The following is a 15,420-nucleotide window of genomic DNA, read 5'->3' on the forward strand; positions in this document are numbered from 1 at the left end:
GCCACGTCGCACGTACAGTGGGGCTCGTGACCGTCGCACCTGAAGGACGCAAGCTGCTCCGACTCGAAGCGCGCAACGCGGAGACCCCGATCGAGCGCAAGCCGGAGTGGATCAAGACCCGCGCCAAGATGGGCCCGCAATACAACGAGCTCATGAACCTGGTGAAGGGCGAGGGACTTCACACCGTCTGCCAGGAGGCCGGTTGTCCCAACATCTTCGAGTGCTGGGAGGACCGCGAGGCGACCTTCCTCATCGGGGGTGACCAGTGCACCCGTCGCTGCGACTTCTGCCAGATCGACACCGGCAAGCCGCAGCCCCTCGACCGCGACGAGCCGCGCCGCGTCGCCGAGAGCGTGCAGAAGATGGAGCTGCGCTACGCAACGATCACCGGTGTCGCCCGCGACGACCTCCCCGACGGTGGCGCCTGGCTCTACGCCGAGACGGTCCGCGCCATCCACGAGCTCAACCCGGACACCGGCGTCGAGAACCTCATCCCCGACTTCAACGGTGACCCCGACCTGCTGCGCGAGGTCTTCGAGTCCCGCCCCGAGGTGCTCGCCCACAACGTCGAGACCGTGCCGCGGATCTTCAAGCGGATCCGGCCGGCCTTCCGCTACGAGCGCTCGCTCGACGTGCTCACCCAGGCCCGGGCGTTCGGGCTGGTGACGAAGTCCAACCTCATCCTGGGCATGGGCGAGACCCGCGAGGAGATCTCGCAGGCGCTGCAGGACCTGCACGACGCGGGGTGTGAGCTGATCACGATCACCCAGTACCTCCGCCCCTCGCTGCGCCACCACCCCGTCGAGCGCTGGGTGAAGCCGCAGGAGTTCGTCGAGCTCAAGGAGGAGGCCGACGAGATCGGCTTCGCCGGGGTCATGAGCGGGCCGTTGGTGCGCTCGTCCTACCGCGCCGGCCGGCTCTACCAGCAGGCGATGGAGGCCCGCGCCACAGTCTGAGGCGGGTTCGCCAGCGCTTCAGCAGCCGTACCTGACCGGGAGCGGTCAGACTCGAGCCTCGCAACAGCGCGCGCCACGCATCGATCCTGGTGCGTTCGTACGGGCGCCCGAGCACGCGGTCGGCATCACGCAACACCAGATGCGGACGGGCCACCACATCCACCGACGTGTAGCCGTTGCGCGTCCAACCCGCTTCGTTCAACCGTCGTTGACGACGCAGGTCCTCACGCTGCTGCGCTCGGGTCCGGTGCACGGCGCCGTCGTACTCCTGCAGCGTGCGGGTCCCGGCGATCCACAGGTCGCCGCGGGCGACGAAGCCGCGCGCGTCTTCGACGACGAGTTGCGGGACCACCTCGACCTCGAACGTCTGGTGCTGCAGGCGCAGCACGGTCTCCCACGGTGACTCCGCGCGCGGGTCCGCCAGGGTCAAGGCCCTGCGCAGCGCGGCGCCGCCGTGCCGACCACTCCCGGCAGTCGTGCGAAGCGCGTCCAGGTCGACGCCCGACCGCGCGGCACTGTCGAGCAGCGGGACCAGGTCGAGAAGGCCGAGGTCACGAGCGCAACCGAGCACGACTTCGCCCGGATCCGCCACCCGCAGACCGTCGATGACGTCGTACGCCGGCGCCTCGTCCAATCGGGAGACCCTGATCCCGCTCCGGCGGACCCGTGGGCCGCGGGACGTCACCGCGAAGACCGGGATGCCCTCCGTGGCAGGTGTCCACCATCCGTGAAGCCACGCTGCGGTGAGATGCGTGAACGACGCCTCCGGTGGAAGCACCGCCTGCCAGGCCCGCAGCTCACTGATTCGTTCGGCGCGAAGTCGCGCCCGGCGGACCCCTTCCTCCTCGGGTTGGTCGCCGCGCACAGCGATGTCGCGGCGGTACGCGCCGCGGGTCACCCGAACCCACCCGACCGCCCGGCAAGCGCCGAGCCTGACCTCGTCCATGCGCAGACACTCCGTGGACTTCCAGATGGGCGCGGCGCTCCGCTTGCTGGCTGTGGAGGGAGCCATCCGGGCACAGGGCTGGGGACGACGAGCAGCCCCGCGACTTCGGGGCGCTTCCTGCAGGAGATCGCGGGTGATCTCTGCAGCTACTGCCCCGAACCTGGCGGGCCGGGGCGTGAGAGACTGGGTCGTCCGTCGTACGAGAGGAACCCGGCACCCCGATGGCGAAGTCCGAGAAGGCACCCAAGCCGCCGAAGCAGAAGAAGAAGCGCTTCGGTCAGATGCGCGAGACCTACCAGCTCACGAAGCGGTCGGACCCGAAGATCGGGTTGATCCTGCTGATGTGGCTGGTCATCGGCGCCGCGGTCGGTGCCGTGCCGATGCTGCTGCTCAGCGCGTGGTGGCCGTTCGTGGTCCTGTCGGCGCTGTTGGCCGGCGTGCTCGCCGTCACGATCGTCTTCGGCCGCCGCGCCCAGCGGGCGGTGTTCGCCCAGATGGAGGGTCAGCCCGGCGCAGCCGCAGCCGCGCTGACGATGCTGCGCCGTGGGTGGAAGACCGACCCGGCCGTGGCGTTCAACCGTCAGCAGGACGTCGTGCACCGCGTCGTCGGCCCGCCCGGCATCGTCCTGGTCGGCGAGGGCAACCAGAACCGACTCCGGGCGCTGCTCGCCAACGAGCGCAAGAAGCACGAGCGGGTGGTCTCCGAGACCCCCATCCACGAGGTCATCGTCGGTCCCAAGGACGGCCCCGAGGGCACCGTGCCGCTCCCCAAGCTCGTCAAGCACGTGCGCAAGCTCGGCCGCAACATCAAGGGTCCGCAGATGACCGAGGTGCTCGGGCGGCTGCGCGCGCTCGACGCCAACCGGTCCAACATCCCCCTGCCGAAGGGTCCGGTCCCGACCAACCTGCGCGGCGCCCGCCAGCAGAACATGCGCGGTCGCTGACCCGAGCTGCTCCCCGGATCCGCGGTCAGCGCAGGTTGACCGGTACGGCGTCCGCCGCGAGGTCGTGCAGCCCGCGCTGGTCGGCGTTGAAGACCAGTGGCGGAATCACGACACAGATCAGCAGCGAGCGCAGCAGCGCGCGGGCGATGTCGAGTCGACGGCCGTCGAGGCGCATCACCCGGATGCGCAAGACGACCTGGCCGAACGAACCGCCCATCGTCGCGGTGAAGATGCTGGCCTGCAGCCAGAAGACGAGCAGGGTCCACCCGCTCGCGTTGGTCTCGCTCCACCGGTCGGCGCCGATCACGGCGATGATGACCAGGGTGCTCGCGATCCAGTCGATCACGAGCGCCGCGAGCCGGCGGGTCCAGCTCGCGACGCTGCCGGGTCCCGACTGCGGGAACCCCAGGCGTGCTCCGGGGTACGGCGAGGATGGCTGGTGGGCGGACACGTCGCAACGCTAGCGGCGGATGTGACCCGTTCCGTCACCGGGACAGGTGTAACACGCTGGAAACAATGGGGATACGGTCGAGAAACGCGTGGCGCTTACGTTTCGGACCGAGCGTGGAGAGGGGGTCGGCGCAGCGCAGCGCGACTCTCTCGACCCGAGCCCCTGACGTCGGTCTCCGTGGAGTCCGGCCCACCCCGTCGCCGCTGGCGACAAGGAGGATGAATGTTCGCCAACTCCGACGAGCTGTTGAAGTACATCAAGGACGAGGGCGTCGAGATGATCGATGTCCGCTTCTGTGACCTGCCCGGCGTGATGCAGCACTTCACGGTGCCGGCGTCCTCGTTCGACCAGTCGGTCTTCGAGGACGGTCTCGGCTTCGACGGCTCGTCGATCCGCGGGTTCCAGGCGATCAACGAGTCCGACATGTCGCTGTTCCCCGACCCGACGACGGCGTACCTCGACCCGTTCCGCAAGTCCAAGACGCTGAACGTCAACTTCTTCATCCACGACCCGATCACCGGTGAGGCCTACTCGCGCGACCCGCGCAACATCGCGCGCAAGGCGCTGGCCTACCTCGAGAGCACGGGCGTCGCTGACACGGCGTACTTCGGTGCCGAGGCGGAGTTCTACATCTTCGACAGCGTCCGCTACTCCACCGGCGTCAACGAGGGCTACTACTACATCGACTCCGTCGAGGGCTGGTGGAACTCCGGCAAGGACGACGGCGACAACCGCGGCTACAAGACCCGGCTCAAGGGCGGCTACTTCCCCGTCGAGCCCTACGACCACTACAGCGACCTGCGCGCCGACATGGTGAAGAACCTCGAGGGCGTCGGCCTGCACGTGGAGCGGGCGCACCACGAGGTCGGCACGGCCGGCCAGGCGGAGATCAACTACAAGTTCGACACGCTGCTGCGCGCCGCCGACGACATGATGAAGTTCAAGTACCTCATCAAGAACACCGCCTGGGCGGCAGGCAAGTCCGTGACCTTCATGCCTAAGCCGATCTTCGGCGACAACGGTTCCGGCATGCACGTGCACCAGTCGTTCTGGAAGGGCGGGGACCCGCTGTTCTACGACGAGTCCGGGTACGCCGGGCTGTCCGACATGGCCCGTTGGTACATCGGCGGCGTGCTGCGCCACGCGCCCTCGCTCCTGGCGTTCACCAACCCGACGGTGAACTCCTACCACCGGCTCGTGCCGGGCTTCGAGGCGCCGATCTCGCTGGTCTACTCCTCGCGCAACCGCTCGGCCTCGGTGCGGATCCCGATCACGGGCGCCAACCCCAAGGCCAAGCGCATCGAGACCCGGTTCCCCGACCCGTCGGCCAACCCGTACCTCGCGTTCTCCGCACTCATGCTCGCCGGCCTCGACGGCATCCAGAACCAGATCGAGCCGGCCGACCCGATCGACAAGGACATCTACGAGCTGCCGCCGGACGAGATGGCCGAGATCGAGCAGGTCCCCACCTCGCTCGACGCCGCCCTCCTCGCGCTCGAGGCCGACCAGGACTACCTGACGGCCGGGAACGTCTTCACCTCCGACCTGATCGAGACCTGGATCGACTACAAGCGCAGCGCGGAGATCCTCCCGGTGCAGCAGCGGCCCCACCCGCACGAGTTCGAGCTGTACTACGACATCTAACCGGGCCTCCGGCTGCGGTCATTCAGCAACGCCGAACGACCGCAAAGAACAGCCGCTGACCTGCACAAACGCCGCCGAGCGACCTTTTGGTCGTTCGGCGGCGTTTGCTGTTGGTAGCCGCTCGTCTGTTACAAATCCGGTACAAATTTGGGTAGCGCCATCTCCTGCCACACGGTCCTCAGGGGACTCTTCGGGTAGGTCGCGGCACGGGTCGGTTGCCCGAGCCACCAGCCTGGCATCGCACAGTTGGGCAACCACCGCCGCGATGCCCGAGTCATCTTGCTGCCACATCGTTTCCGCCGACGTGATCGCTCCCATGCCGCCGTCGGACATAGGTGCCCGTAGACCAACTGTCCGTCAACGCCGCGAGGAGGGGCTGGATGATGGCAACGAACTCGAACGTGCCGGCTATGGAACCGGGAATCTTTGGGCCGCGGCGGCGGGGAGACCGCGGAAGCCGGGCACCCAGGCTGGTCGAGGCCCAAGAACTGTGGGACATCGACGATGTCGCTTCCTACCTTGGCGTGACAAAGCAGACCATCTACTCCTGGCGGACGACAGGTTACGGCCCGGCCGGCTTCCGTGTCGGCAAGCACCTGCGCTGGCGGGCAGCAACCGTGATCAATTGGACGGTGCGACTCGAGGAGAATCAGTGATCCCGATAGGCCATCAGCCTGACCCGGAATCGACTCCATCGCCACCAGCGAGCAGATGCTCATCAGCATGTTTGGTCACCCGGTCCGACGCTGCCGAGGGCTGCCATGGCAAGCATTAGCTCTGGGAGACCATCCGACGACGGCAGCCCTCGCTATGTCGTCAACTACCGAGATCCCGAGGGGCGGCAGCGTCGTAAGACCTTCCGACGCAAGGCCGAGGCGGTTGCGTTCCGCAACACGGTCGAGGCGGACAAACTTCGTGGAACCTACCTTGATGTCGACGCAGGCAGGATCTCATTTCGCGCCTATGCCGAGGAGTGGCTCGACAGTCGGACCTTCAGTCCGCTGACCTACGAGGCGACCGAATTGCGACTCAGGCTCCATGTGTTCCCGACGCTAGGACACCTCGAGCTGCGACAGATCAAGCCGTCGACCATCCAGAAGCTCCTACGGTCGATGGAGATGGCCGAGACCTACCGGCGCGTCATCTTCTCTAACGTGTCTGCCATCTTCTCGGCTGCGGTCGACGACGACATGATTGCCAAGAATCCGTGCAAAGCGAGTTCAGTGACAAGGCCCGCAACGTCGCGCCGCAAGGTGGTGCCTTGGCCGACCGCGTGGGTCTCCTCCATGCACGACGCGCTTCCGCCGCAGTACAGGATCGCAGTCACGTTGGGATCGGGGTTGGGACTACGCCAAGGCGAGGTATTTGGGCTCGCGGTCGAGGATGTCGACTTCCTCCGCGGAGTTGTGGAGGTCAGGCGGCAAGTCAAGGTGTTCGGAGGCAACCGCCTGGTCTTTGGCCTGCCGAAGGGCGACAAGACCCGAACCGTCCCCTTGCCCGAGAGCGTCGCGACGGAACTCAGCAACCACCTCGCTACCTACCCGCGACGGAGCATCACGCTTCCGTGGGGAACGCCCCAGGCGGACAAGAAGTCGAGCGCAGGGCTCATACTCACCACACGCGAGCGTTCTGCCCTCAACCGCAACTACTTCAACACACGGCTCTGGAAGCCCGGCCAAGCCCATGTGGGCATCGAGCAATCGCGTGACAACGGCATGCACGCTCTACGCCACTGGTACGCCTCCGTGCTGCTAGACGCCGGCGAATCGATTCGCGCCGTGTCCGAATACCTCGGCCACAGCGACCCCGGGTTCACCTTGCGCACCTACACCCATCTCATGCCCAGCAGCACGGAGCGAACCCGTGCAGCAGTGGATGCGGCCTTTGCAGCCGGGCGCCACGCGGGCAAAGAGGCTGACACAGAACTCGAGCAACCCTCTCGGGGCTAGCGGGCGCCTGTCCAGCAACGCAAGTTGACTGACTACCGCAGCGACCGAGGTCGACCCGCTCATGGTCTGCGGGAATGGGCCCTCTCGATGTCTAACGCTAGGAGGTCTTGGCACGGTCGAACGCCGTCACTAGCTGTCGAGGAAGTCCCATTCGGCCCCGAGAACCCAGCGGATCGCAGAGATCTTCCCGGAGAGCATCCCCCAGTCGAACTGAGTCTCGGTGTCCTTGCGGAGCAGGTCGACTCCGTACTGTTCCTCAATTCGGCGGGCGGCCGCCTGTGCTGTCGCCCAGATCTCCGCCGAATAGCCCTCGGGGCGCTCGTCACCAATCGAAGCCTCCGAGCGCCCGTACCAGAGCCGATCGAACAGCTCGTGTTCGACCGCCATGATTTCGGAGACACGACGCAGCGCAGACGTCTCAACCTGATGCCTGAACGCGAGATCCATCCGGTCAGCCAGCAGCCTCCGCAGTTGCGGCATTTCCCACGTTCTCACGCGGAACGCCGGCCTCGTCTGGTTGAAGCTCGAGATCCAGTCCTTCGCTCCGTTGGTGAAGAATCCTGAGGCAACAAACAGCACCGTGTCCGGCCGCTCGGCCGTGGCCCATGCGATCGTCCCTTGTAACGCTTCGGGCGGCACTCCACGTGTGTAGTGCTTGCAGTCGACGAACCACGTCTCGTGATACTGGTGCCCGTCAACGTCGCGGCGTTCGAGCTGAGCCACGATGTCGCGCCCGCGATCGGCCGGCGAGGATTCCTTGGGCGTCCCCTTCCGCCAGTCGACGTTCACGAAACCCGTCTCTGACATCAGGTCGAAGCAGAACTCTTCGAAGTCGGTCGGGCTGAGTGCGTCGAAGCCGACCGCGCCCAAAAGCATCTCAGCTGGGTCCTCTGGGAGAAGGTCGTCAGCCGAGGAGAGCCCGTCGTCGGTCATGCGCCCACACTAGGACGCCAGCGGCCGGCTACTCCCGTCTCATCAACTCCCGTCCGTGCCAGTTGCGTGAGATCGAATGAGACGGGAGCCGCCGCGGCCACACTGGTGCGCGTGAAGCCAGCCGATCATGCGCACCCAGGAGGAGTTAGTCGATCGGCTGGGTCGTCGGCTCCTTGATGTAGGTAATGCCGAAGGCCTTGACTTGACGGTACTGCTGAATCTTGGCGGCGATGTCGAAGGTGTCGTTAGAGACGAATTGGAAGATATCGAGGCCGCGGCCGAGATTGATGCGCCAGCCGGAGTTGGCGCGGATCGACCGGTCGTGGATGGTGTCGCTGAGCTCGACGTCGAGGGTGATGCCCGCGACGGCTGCGGCCTGCTTGACGCGTAGCAGGAACTCCAGTTGCTTCTGGACCTTCTCGGGGCCGTCGGAGGACTCGGTGGTTATGAGCTTGAGCTCGACCTCGTCGGCCGGGTCCTTGACCGCGGCTAGCGCTTCCACGAACTCCATCAGATTGCGCGCCTGGTGGAACTGGCGGATGTAGGGGTCGGTGAGGGTGATCTCGGTAGCCCCCCGCAGATACGGGATCAGCATGGTGGCATAGGAGACGCCGCGCTGGTTCTCCTGGTATTCGCGGTGCCCGGCGTACAGCTCCGGCTTAACGGGCGTGCCCGCAACCCCGTCGGCCGCGCTGGCGGTGGCGCCGCTCCCCTCCTCGCCGGTTGAGTCGGTGGCGTCGGCGCCCTCGGCGTGGCGGGTGCGGTGATAGTGCGTGGGGTACTCGTCTTCTTCGAGGGTGGTGACAGGGTGCCAGCCGCCGTCGTTGTCGAGGTAGCCGAACTTGACCTCGGCCATGGTGGCGTCGATTCGGAGGATCTGGTCCTTGACGCGCTTGCGGCCCTCGATGGCGAACCGCAGGGTCTCCTCGATCTCCTCCTGGGTCGCTTCCCCGTGGGGGTAGAGGATCTTCATCAGTCCGGAAAAGGTCTTGTGGATGCCGTCCCGGTCGCGGGTCGAGATGTCCGAACCCAGCGTGAAGTGCTGCTGGTAGCGGTCGGAGTAGTCCGCGTTGCGCATCGACTTGAGGACTTCGGCAATGTAGTCGACGACGAAGCCGTAGCCCTCGGAGAACATCTCTCCGCGGATGGTGTCGACTTCCCAGCCCGGGATGAAGTGGTGGAGGCGGTCGAGGTACGCCGCGTCGTGATAGCTCTCGGGCAACTCGTCGAACAGGTCGGAGTGCTTCAGCATGTACGGCACATTATGGGACGTGTTGCCGACGAAGACCATCGACGCTTCTGCGCCGAGCGTCTCCACACCGCGCGAGAACGACTTGTTCGCCATGTAGTTCTTCATGATGTCGACGAGCGCCTTGTCGGTGCGCTTCTTCCTGCCTGCGAACTCGTCGAATGCGACGACGTCCCAGTATCCGACCAAGCCGATGCGACCGTTGGAGTTGTTCACGAAGAGCTTGGGGACGGTTACCTCTCCCCCGGAGATCAGCATGCCGTGGGGTGAGAACTCCGAGAAGATGTGTGACTTGCCGGTGCCCTTGGGGCCGAGCTCGACGAGGTTGTAGTTGCGCTCGACGAACGGGATCAGGCGAACGAGCTGGATGAGCTTGGCGCGACGTCCGAACAGGGCAGGGTTGAAACCGATCGACTGGATCAGCAGGTCGATCCACTCGTCGGTGGTGAACTCACGGCGCGAGGTGGTGTAGCTGTCGAAGTCGAAGTTCGAGAGCTGAATCGGCTTCAGCGAGCCGAGTTGCCAGGGCACGACGCGGGCGTCGTCGAAATGGAAGTAGTCGATGTCGCAGATGCACCAGACGCCGCCGACGAGGAGCTTGGGGTGAGCGTTGATCGTGGCCGACTCCACGACTACTCCCTTGATGCCGAGGTTCGAGAACTCTGCCTCGTACCGATCGTCCTTGTCGTTGAGAGAGACAGAGACCTTGTCGATGATCTTGTAGCGCCCGCGTTCCTTGATCGTCGACTTCACCAGCTCGGACTGGTTCCGTTGGACGTAGTGGTCGGCGAGGATCTTGCGCACCGAGTCGATGCCAGCCTGGATGGTGGCTTCGTCGTCCGAGGCTGCGTACTGGCCAAGGAGGTACTCCAGGACGTAGGAGGGCACGATCGCGTTGCCCTTGACGGCCTTGACGAGGTCCTTGCGGACCACGAGGCCGGCAAAGTGCTGGTTGATCTTCTTGTCGAGCGCCGTCTGCTCGGGGGTCTGATCTTCCGTCTGCCCCTCGATGGTGCCGTCGAGGAGGAGGTCGGCGGCGATCACGTCGAGATCGGTCTCTTCAGTCATGTCGGCCGCCCTTAGAAGTCGAAGTCCGAGGTGAAGGAGCGCTTGAGGGTGAACATCGCCTTCTCGTACACACGCCATTGGTTCGTGTTGGGAATGAGCTCCTCGAGGCGGAGCTCGACGGCGCGGTTGTTGTAGTCGTTGGCGTCCTGGTTGAGCAGCAGTTGGACGCTCTGGTAGCGGTCCCGCTGCTCGGGAGAGGAGGAGTCGAAGGTCAGCACCGGCGGCGGGTCGTTGGAGATCAGCGTCTCCCCCACGTACAGCCCCGCGCGCAGCACGCGGGCCTGCACCTTGTCGCTGACGGGCTCCGCCTGGAATAGCTTCACGACCAGCTGGCCGGTGGTGATCTTGTCGGTGTCCGGGAGAACCTTCACGTTGACCAGGCGGGTGTCGCTCTTGCGCTTCTTGTTGATCACGAGCACCGGTACGACGATCTCCTGCAGAGTCGCACCGCCGTGGACGAATCGTGTTCCCCCGCCAGCGAGCTTGAGGCGGTGGATCGACTTGGCAATCTGGACCTCGATGTCGCCGTCGAGATTGAGTTGCTCAGCGGTGAACGTGGCGAAGGCGTCGTCGACCTTCAGCCCGTGACCGAGCACATAGCGCTTGTTGGCGACGAGAATCTTGTCGCCGTGTGCCTTCTCGGAGAGGAAGAACTGCTCGGGCAGTGCCTCGTCTTGGAAGAGGAAGCCGTGGTCGGCAGTTACGAAGATGTTGGTGGCGTTGGCGTTGGCGGTCTTCTTGACCAGGTCCACCAGCTCGGCCAGCGCCAGCTCGGCGGCTTCGAACACCCGGCGCTCGGTGCCCGGCTTGTCGCCGATCGCGTCGATGACGTCGTGGAAGATGTACAGAACCCGGTTGTTCTTGAACATGTCCCGCCGCTCGTCGGCGGTCAGGGCTCGGAAGGTCTCAGCCTGGATGGCACTGCCGCCCACGGCCTCGAGCACCTTCGAGCGAGGGCCCACCCCGTTGGTGGGCAGGCCGTCGGCGAGCACCGTCTTGCCGTCAACGGAGTGTTTCAGAGTGCGGTGCGGCAGGAGCGCGGCCATGCCGAGCTGGGTGTAGCTCGGCAGGACGCCGAGGACGGCCTCGAGGTCGGCGTTGAACCGGTCCTCCTGGCGGATGCGGGAGCGTAGCTCGTCGGCGACCTCGTATCGGAGGGCGTCGGAGACGATGACCACGGCCTTCTTGTCCTCGCGGAGCAGTTGTTCGACGTAGTCGCCGTAGAACAACCGCTGGGAGCGCAGGACGACCGACTGCCAGCTGGTTGCTGCGTCGACCTGCTTCTGCCAGGCGTTGCCGAGCTCGTAGACGAACTTGTTGGTGTACGTCTTCTCGACGAGGTCTCGCAACGCGTCGAGTGGGTTCGGTCCCTCGAAGGAGCGGCGCGCGTAGGTGAACTGGCGGTAGAGCTGGTCGATGCGGAACCAGTCGCTCCGGTAGCGCTCAAGTCCCTCGTCGAAGGCCGAGATCGTGAAATCGATCGTGCTCAGCCGCGACAGCAGGTCGGCGGCCGCGTCGATCGCCGCATACAGCTGGCGGTAACCATCGATCCACACGCTGCTCTGGCGGGCCCGGACGACATCGGCCACCTCACGAGCGGTGACAGTCTGTTCCGTGACCGCTCGAGCAAGGTCCGCAATGATCTTGCGGTCGGTCTCCTCGAACAGGTCATCCGCGACGAGATCTCGGAACGTCGCGTTCTCGATGCTCGCCGTGTAGTTGAGGTCTGCCGATGCCTGCTTGGCGAGGATCGACATCGCGGCCTGGCTGCGGCGATCGTTGCGGAAGCTGGCGAAGTCGAGCTGAATGTTCTGCAGCCCCCCAGGGCGGTCGGACTTGAAGCCTCCGAGAGCCGCGCGGAACATCCACAAGACGAAGTCATCGACACTCGGTGCGGTCGACTCGTAGCCGTAGATCGAAGCCGCACCGAGCCAGAGAAAGTCCGCGAGCTCGAGATCGCCGAGGGCGTTGTACTTGGAGTGCTGGCCCTTGGATTTCTCAACCAAGAGCGTCCGCATGATCTCAAGGAGGCTGTGCTCCTTCTGCCCGAGCACCACCGCGGACATCTTGGCGCGAAGGCGGGCCACGTCATCTTCGGCCGTGAGCAGACCCTTGAGGGTCTCGACGCGCTTCCCCGCGTTGAAGAACTTCTCGTGCCGCGCCACGACCGCGTCGATGCCTTCGGCGGTCAGACCGAGCTCTTCCGAGACCAAGGAGCTCCGGTCTGCGGTGAAGACGCCGTACGCGAGTTCGAGATCCAAGAGCCAGTTCCCGACGCCCGCTGGCAGCGGGCCCGATCGGTAGATCAAGAACTTGTCAGCGGGCTGCTCGTGCAGCAGTCGGTACTTGACGGCGTACTCGTCGTTTGCGACCCGTAGCGTCGTGACACCCGGCAGGCCAAGGCTGTCGACCACGGAGGCGTATTGACCCTGCGGGTCGTGCCAGAACACGACTCGGCGGTCAACGAAGCGGCGCTCCAGGTGCGGCTTGATGTTGGCGACGTCACTCATTCGCTCGCCTCCAAGCCGGCGATCTTCTTCAATGCGCTTCCGAGCTTGGGGTAGTTCGTCTTCACTCCCTCGTCGAGGTCGATGGCGACGTTCCGCGAGGCGAGGGGGTAGAGCACGTCGTGCTCGTACTCATCGAGCTCCAGCAAGACCTTGCGCAGCCGGTCGGCCTCCTTCGCATTGCTGGAGCGGTCGGCGTGCTCCAGGCTCGCCTTCAGCTTGGCCTGCAACTCTCGTAGGTACTCATTGAGCACCGTCGACACAGTCGATGGCGAGTAGCGGTGCATATAGATGAGCGCGTTGAACGAGCCCTTGGGACTAGAGAACAACCAATAGATCGGCCGCTTCTTGTACCGCTGGACGTGATCCTTGTAGAAGGACTTTACGAAGTAGTCGCGCAGGTTCTTCGAGCCAAGAGACTCAGTGACGAACCGCAAGTTCTCCTCGAAGTGCTGTTGGCCGAACGCCGCGCGAAGAAACGTCCGGAACCTCTCCACGATGTCGTCCTCGAACCACTCGCCATCCACGATCGGAATCACGTTGTCGGTATCGGGCATGAACGTGGGCGACGGGACCTTCGCGAGATAGTCCTGCAACGTCGCGCCCTGGTCAGCGAGGATCAGCCCGGGCTCGTCCAGGCTGTAGCGCCCAAACATGCATCCGACCGCGTACGACACGAGGTCGTCGATCTTGGCCCTCGTATCGAGTTCAATCCTGATCCCGCGTTCAAACTTGCGAAACTCAAACTCTGGGTTGTTCCGTAGGGTGACATCTTCAGGCGTAGGTGCTTCAGCCATTCGTGCCGGGAGCGACTCTGCCGAAGCAACGAGCCTGTTGTTTCGTTCCTCTAGCTCGGTCATGCGTGAGATGCGCTTCTCCCAGTCGCCACGCACCCTCTCGATTGACGCCTCGACACTCCCCCCGTAGTGGGCTACTTGATCCCGCTCGAAGGTTCGATCAAGTTCGGTAGTTCTGAGATCTTCGTCTGAAATGCCTATCAGTTCCTCGACGTCTCCGACCAGATCTGGATCCGAACGCAGCATGGCGGGGAGCGCCTCGAAGTTGCCGATCTTGAAATGAGTACCCGGGTTGAGGAGTAGGGAGATCTCTGCAACTGCCCGGGTGTTCAAGAACGCGAGAAGCGCATGGCGGTCCTCTAGCTTCTGGGGGAACACCGAATTTGCAGAGGCGTCGAACGCGTACTCGGCTCCGTATGCTCGCCCAACCACGGACCCGATAGACACATCCGACCAACTGACGGATGGGGCAAAGAACTTGTCTACGTTCCGCATCGTCGCTGTAGGCCGCAGGTCGAAAAGCTCTTTGCCGTCGTGGCGCCAGTCAAGAACGAACTCTCTGTTGCCCGACCACTTCCGGTACGGACCTCCCTTGTTGATCGGCACCCACGGCCCATTGGAATCCTCTGTGCGAACGTCGCGGGCGCCGACCTCCCACCAGTACCGGAGAAAGCGTCCGTTGTCGGACGTCGTGATGCCATTCCCTGAGGAGAAGCGCTTTCCAATCGGACCGCAGCGGCTGAAGGCGTCGGCGACCTCGCGGTCGACCCAGTATGCGAACGCCTTCCCTGGCAGGGACTCGATCGCATGCTGCGCAACAAGGTATGAAGCATGTGAGTGATCCAGGAATAGGTCCCTGATCTCCTCGGGCGTCCTGACACTGGAGAAGACGTCGTACAGCTTGCGGTAGACGCCGACGGACCGGTCGTCGTGACCGCGGGTGGCGGCAAAGGCGACCGTTCCATAGTCGACGCCGAAGATTCCTCGCCCTAGGTGCAGGAGGGACGAGATTGTCGAACGACCCAGGAGGTCCTTGCGAAAGTTCGCCGCATCTTGATTGAACATCCAGCTGGCGAGCGTGATCATCGCGAACACGCCGCCTTCAGGCACCAGTGACGCCGCGCGCTCGATGAACATCGTCATGAGGTCCGATTTCGCGGCCGGATACTTCTCCCTGGCGAAGCCCGCGAGGAGCGGACCCATGTTGCTGCTGCCCATGTAAGGCGGGTTCGCGACGACAACGCCGTACCGAGGAAGGAGGAACTCTGCTTGGTAAACCAGCCGGTGTGCCCGCTCGATGGTGCCAGCCCTCAGCAACTCATCCCCGTGGTCGAAGGTCGCCAGATGGGCGGCCAACTGCGACGTGATGTCGGGGTCAGGCTGGATCAATGAGCCGAAGGTGTCCGCCTCGGCAAGCTGATTCCAGAAGGCTTCTTCAGCGTGGCGATCCCCATCCTTAGTGCGGAGGAAGTCGAGTTCGTCTGGACTGAACGAGATGGGCTCCAGCGCGCAGATGTTCGGCTCGACCTGCTTGGTGAAGAACGTCCGCTGTCTGGCGCGGGCCTTCATCGTGAGCGCGAACGCGGCGAGGGCCCCTGCGCGCGGGTCGATCTCTGTGCCGTAGAGGTTGTTGGTGAGGATGAGGCTAGGAATCTCGGCGGGGCCGTATCCCTCCTCCTCGTAGATCGAGTACAGGAGGTCGAACGCGTAGGTGAGCATGTGGCCCGAGCCGCAGGCTGGGTCGATGACCTTGAGGTCCTCGGGCTTGGCGATCCTGAGGAAGTCTGTCACCTCCTCGACAGGTGCAAGGTAGTACTCCATTTGGTCAACCAGGCCAGACGACGGTCGGTTGAGCAGCCAGAGTCGGCCTAGGGAGTTCTCCACGAGGTAGCGGACGATCCAATGCGGGGTGAAAAGCTGGGTGGCGGCGGGGATCGGCGGATTCAAGCGGTCAGCGCAACGAGTCCTGTGAGATG

Annotated in this window: 12 protein-coding genes; 5 read left to right on the forward strand and 7 right to left on the reverse strand. The window is 64.5% G+C overall.

The window, feature by feature from the left end; genetic code table 11:
* The first annotated feature begins 26 nt into the window (after positions 1–26).
* The gene (gene lipA / locus J2S59_RS17125; protein ID WP_068125008.1) at positions 27–956 is read left to right on the forward strand and encodes a lipoyl synthase; all 930 of its coding nucleotides are present in this window, start codon (positions 27–29) and stop codon (positions 954–956) included.
* On the opposite strand, the gene J2S59_RS17130 is transcribed toward lipA, so the two are convergent.
* Entirely contained in the window at positions 874–1,590 is a 717-nt protein-coding gene (locus J2S59_RS17130; protein ID WP_181642653.1) for a putative endonuclease domain-containing protein, read from the reverse strand. The two genes, lipA and J2S59_RS17130, sit on opposite strands and share 83 nt — an antisense overlap.
* A 533-nt stretch (positions 1,591–2,123) precedes the next feature.
* Between J2S59_RS17130 and J2S59_RS17135 the strand changes: the two genes are divergently transcribed.
* Positions 2,124–2,846, forward strand: coding sequence for a DUF4191 domain-containing protein (locus J2S59_RS17135; protein WP_068125005.1), 723 nt, complete (start codon positions 2,124–2,126; stop codon positions 2,844–2,846).
* Positions 2,847–2,871: 25 nt separating this feature from the next.
* Here the strand turns inward: J2S59_RS17135 and J2S59_RS17140 are convergent, their stop codons facing one another.
* A complete protein-coding gene (locus J2S59_RS17140) occupies positions 2,872–3,297 on the reverse strand; it encodes an RDD family protein (RefSeq protein ID WP_306825329.1) in 426 nt (141 codons plus the stop codon).
* A 222-nt stretch (positions 3,298–3,519) separates the two neighbouring features.
* On the opposite strand from J2S59_RS17140, the gene glnA reads away from it, so the two are divergent.
* The gene (gene glnA / locus J2S59_RS17145; RefSeq protein ID WP_068121771.1) at positions 3,520–4,941 is read left to right on the forward strand and encodes a type I glutamate--ammonia ligase; all 1,422 of its coding nucleotides are present in this window, start codon (positions 3,520–3,522) and stop codon (positions 4,939–4,941) included.
* Positions 4,942–4,959: 18 nt separating this feature from the next.
* On the opposite strand, the gene J2S59_RS17150 is transcribed toward glnA, so the two are convergent.
* Positions 4,960–5,274, reverse strand: coding sequence for a hypothetical protein (locus tag J2S59_RS17150; protein WP_155993199.1), 315 nt, complete (start codon positions 5,272–5,274; stop codon positions 4,960–4,962).
* Between the two features lie 47 nt (positions 5,275–5,321).
* On the opposite strand from J2S59_RS17150, the gene J2S59_RS17155 reads away from it, so the two are divergent.
* Both J2S59_RS17155 and J2S59_RS17160 read left to right on the forward strand, forming a co-directional pair.
* On the forward strand, positions 5,322–5,597 hold the full coding sequence (locus tag J2S59_RS17155) for a helix-turn-helix transcriptional regulator (protein ID WP_082807513.1): 276 nt from the start codon (positions 5,322–5,324) through the stop codon (positions 5,595–5,597).
* A 105-nt stretch (positions 5,598–5,702) separates the two neighbouring features.
* The gene (locus J2S59_RS17160; RefSeq protein ID WP_068121768.1) at positions 5,703–6,890 is read left to right on the forward strand and encodes a site-specific integrase; all 1,188 of its coding nucleotides are present in this window, start codon (positions 5,703–5,705) and stop codon (positions 6,888–6,890) included.
* Positions 6,891–7,019: 129 nt separating this feature from the next.
* Here the strand turns inward: J2S59_RS17160 and J2S59_RS17165 are convergent, their stop codons facing one another.
* The 4 genes from J2S59_RS17165 to pglX all read right to left on the reverse strand — a co-directional run bounded on the left by J2S59_RS17165 (position 7,020) and on the right by pglX (position 15,391).
* Complete coding sequence (locus J2S59_RS17165; protein ID WP_220138485.1) at positions 7,020–7,823, reverse strand: restriction endonuclease; 804 nt, start codon at positions 7,821–7,823, stop codon at positions 7,020–7,022.
* Between the two features lie 145 nt (positions 7,824–7,968).
* Positions 7,969–10,140 carry a BREX system Lon protease-like protein BrxL gene (brxL, locus tag J2S59_RS17170; protein WP_306825330.1) on the reverse strand — a complete coding sequence of 724 codons (2,172 nt, stop codon included), beginning with the start codon at positions 10,138–10,140 and terminating at the stop codon, positions 7,969–7,971.
* An 11-nt stretch (positions 10,141–10,151) separates the two neighbouring features.
* A complete protein-coding gene (gene pglZ / locus J2S59_RS17175) occupies positions 10,152–12,650 on the reverse strand; it encodes a BREX-1 system phosphatase PglZ type A (protein WP_068117770.1) in 2,499 nt (832 codons plus the stop codon).
* Positions 12,647–15,391, reverse strand: a complete 2,745-nt coding sequence (gene pglX, locus J2S59_RS17180; protein ID WP_281366692.1) for a BREX-1 system adenine-specific DNA-methyltransferase PglX — start codon at positions 15,389–15,391, stop codon at positions 12,647–12,649. Before pglX ends, pglZ begins: the two co-directional genes overlap by 4 nt.
* Positions 15,392–15,420: the final 29 nt, after the last annotated feature.

Origin of the sequence: Nocardioides massiliensis, assembly GCF_030811215.1 — a bacterium.
Taxonomy (GTDB): domain Bacteria; phylum Actinomycetota; class Actinomycetes; order Propionibacteriales; family Nocardioidaceae; genus Nocardioides_A; species Nocardioides_A massiliensis.

What these genes read in the sequence shown, in the direction of transcription:
- J2S59_RS17160 (WP_068121768.1), top strand. Translation starts at nt 5,703, where the DNA reads ATGGCAAGCATTAGCTCTGGGAGACCATCCGACGACGGCAGCCCTCGC.
- brxL (WP_306825330.1), bottom strand. Translation starts at nt 10,140, where the DNA reads ATGACTGAAGAGACCGATCTCGACGTGATCGCCGCCGACCTCCTCCTC.
- J2S59_RS17135 (WP_068125005.1), top strand. Translation starts at nt 2,124, where the DNA reads ATGGCGAAGTCCGAGAAGGCACCCAAGCCGCCGAAGCAGAAGAAGAAG.
- J2S59_RS17165 (WP_220138485.1), bottom strand. Translation starts at nt 7,823, where the DNA reads ATGACCGACGACGGGCTCTCCTCGGCTGACGACCTTCTCCCAGAGGAC.
- J2S59_RS17150 (WP_155993199.1), bottom strand. Translation starts at nt 5,274, where the DNA reads ATGTCCGACGGCGGCATGGGAGCGATCACGTCGGCGGAAACGATGTGG.
- J2S59_RS17155 (WP_082807513.1), top strand. Translation starts at nt 5,322, where the DNA reads ATGATGGCAACGAACTCGAACGTGCCGGCTATGGAACCGGGAATCTTT.
- glnA (WP_068121771.1), top strand. Translation starts at nt 3,520, where the DNA reads ATGTTCGCCAACTCCGACGAGCTGTTGAAGTACATCAAGGACGAGGGC.
- pglZ (WP_068117770.1), bottom strand. Translation starts at nt 12,650, where the DNA reads ATGAGTGACGTCGCCAACATCAAGCCGCACCTGGAGCGCCGCTTCGTT.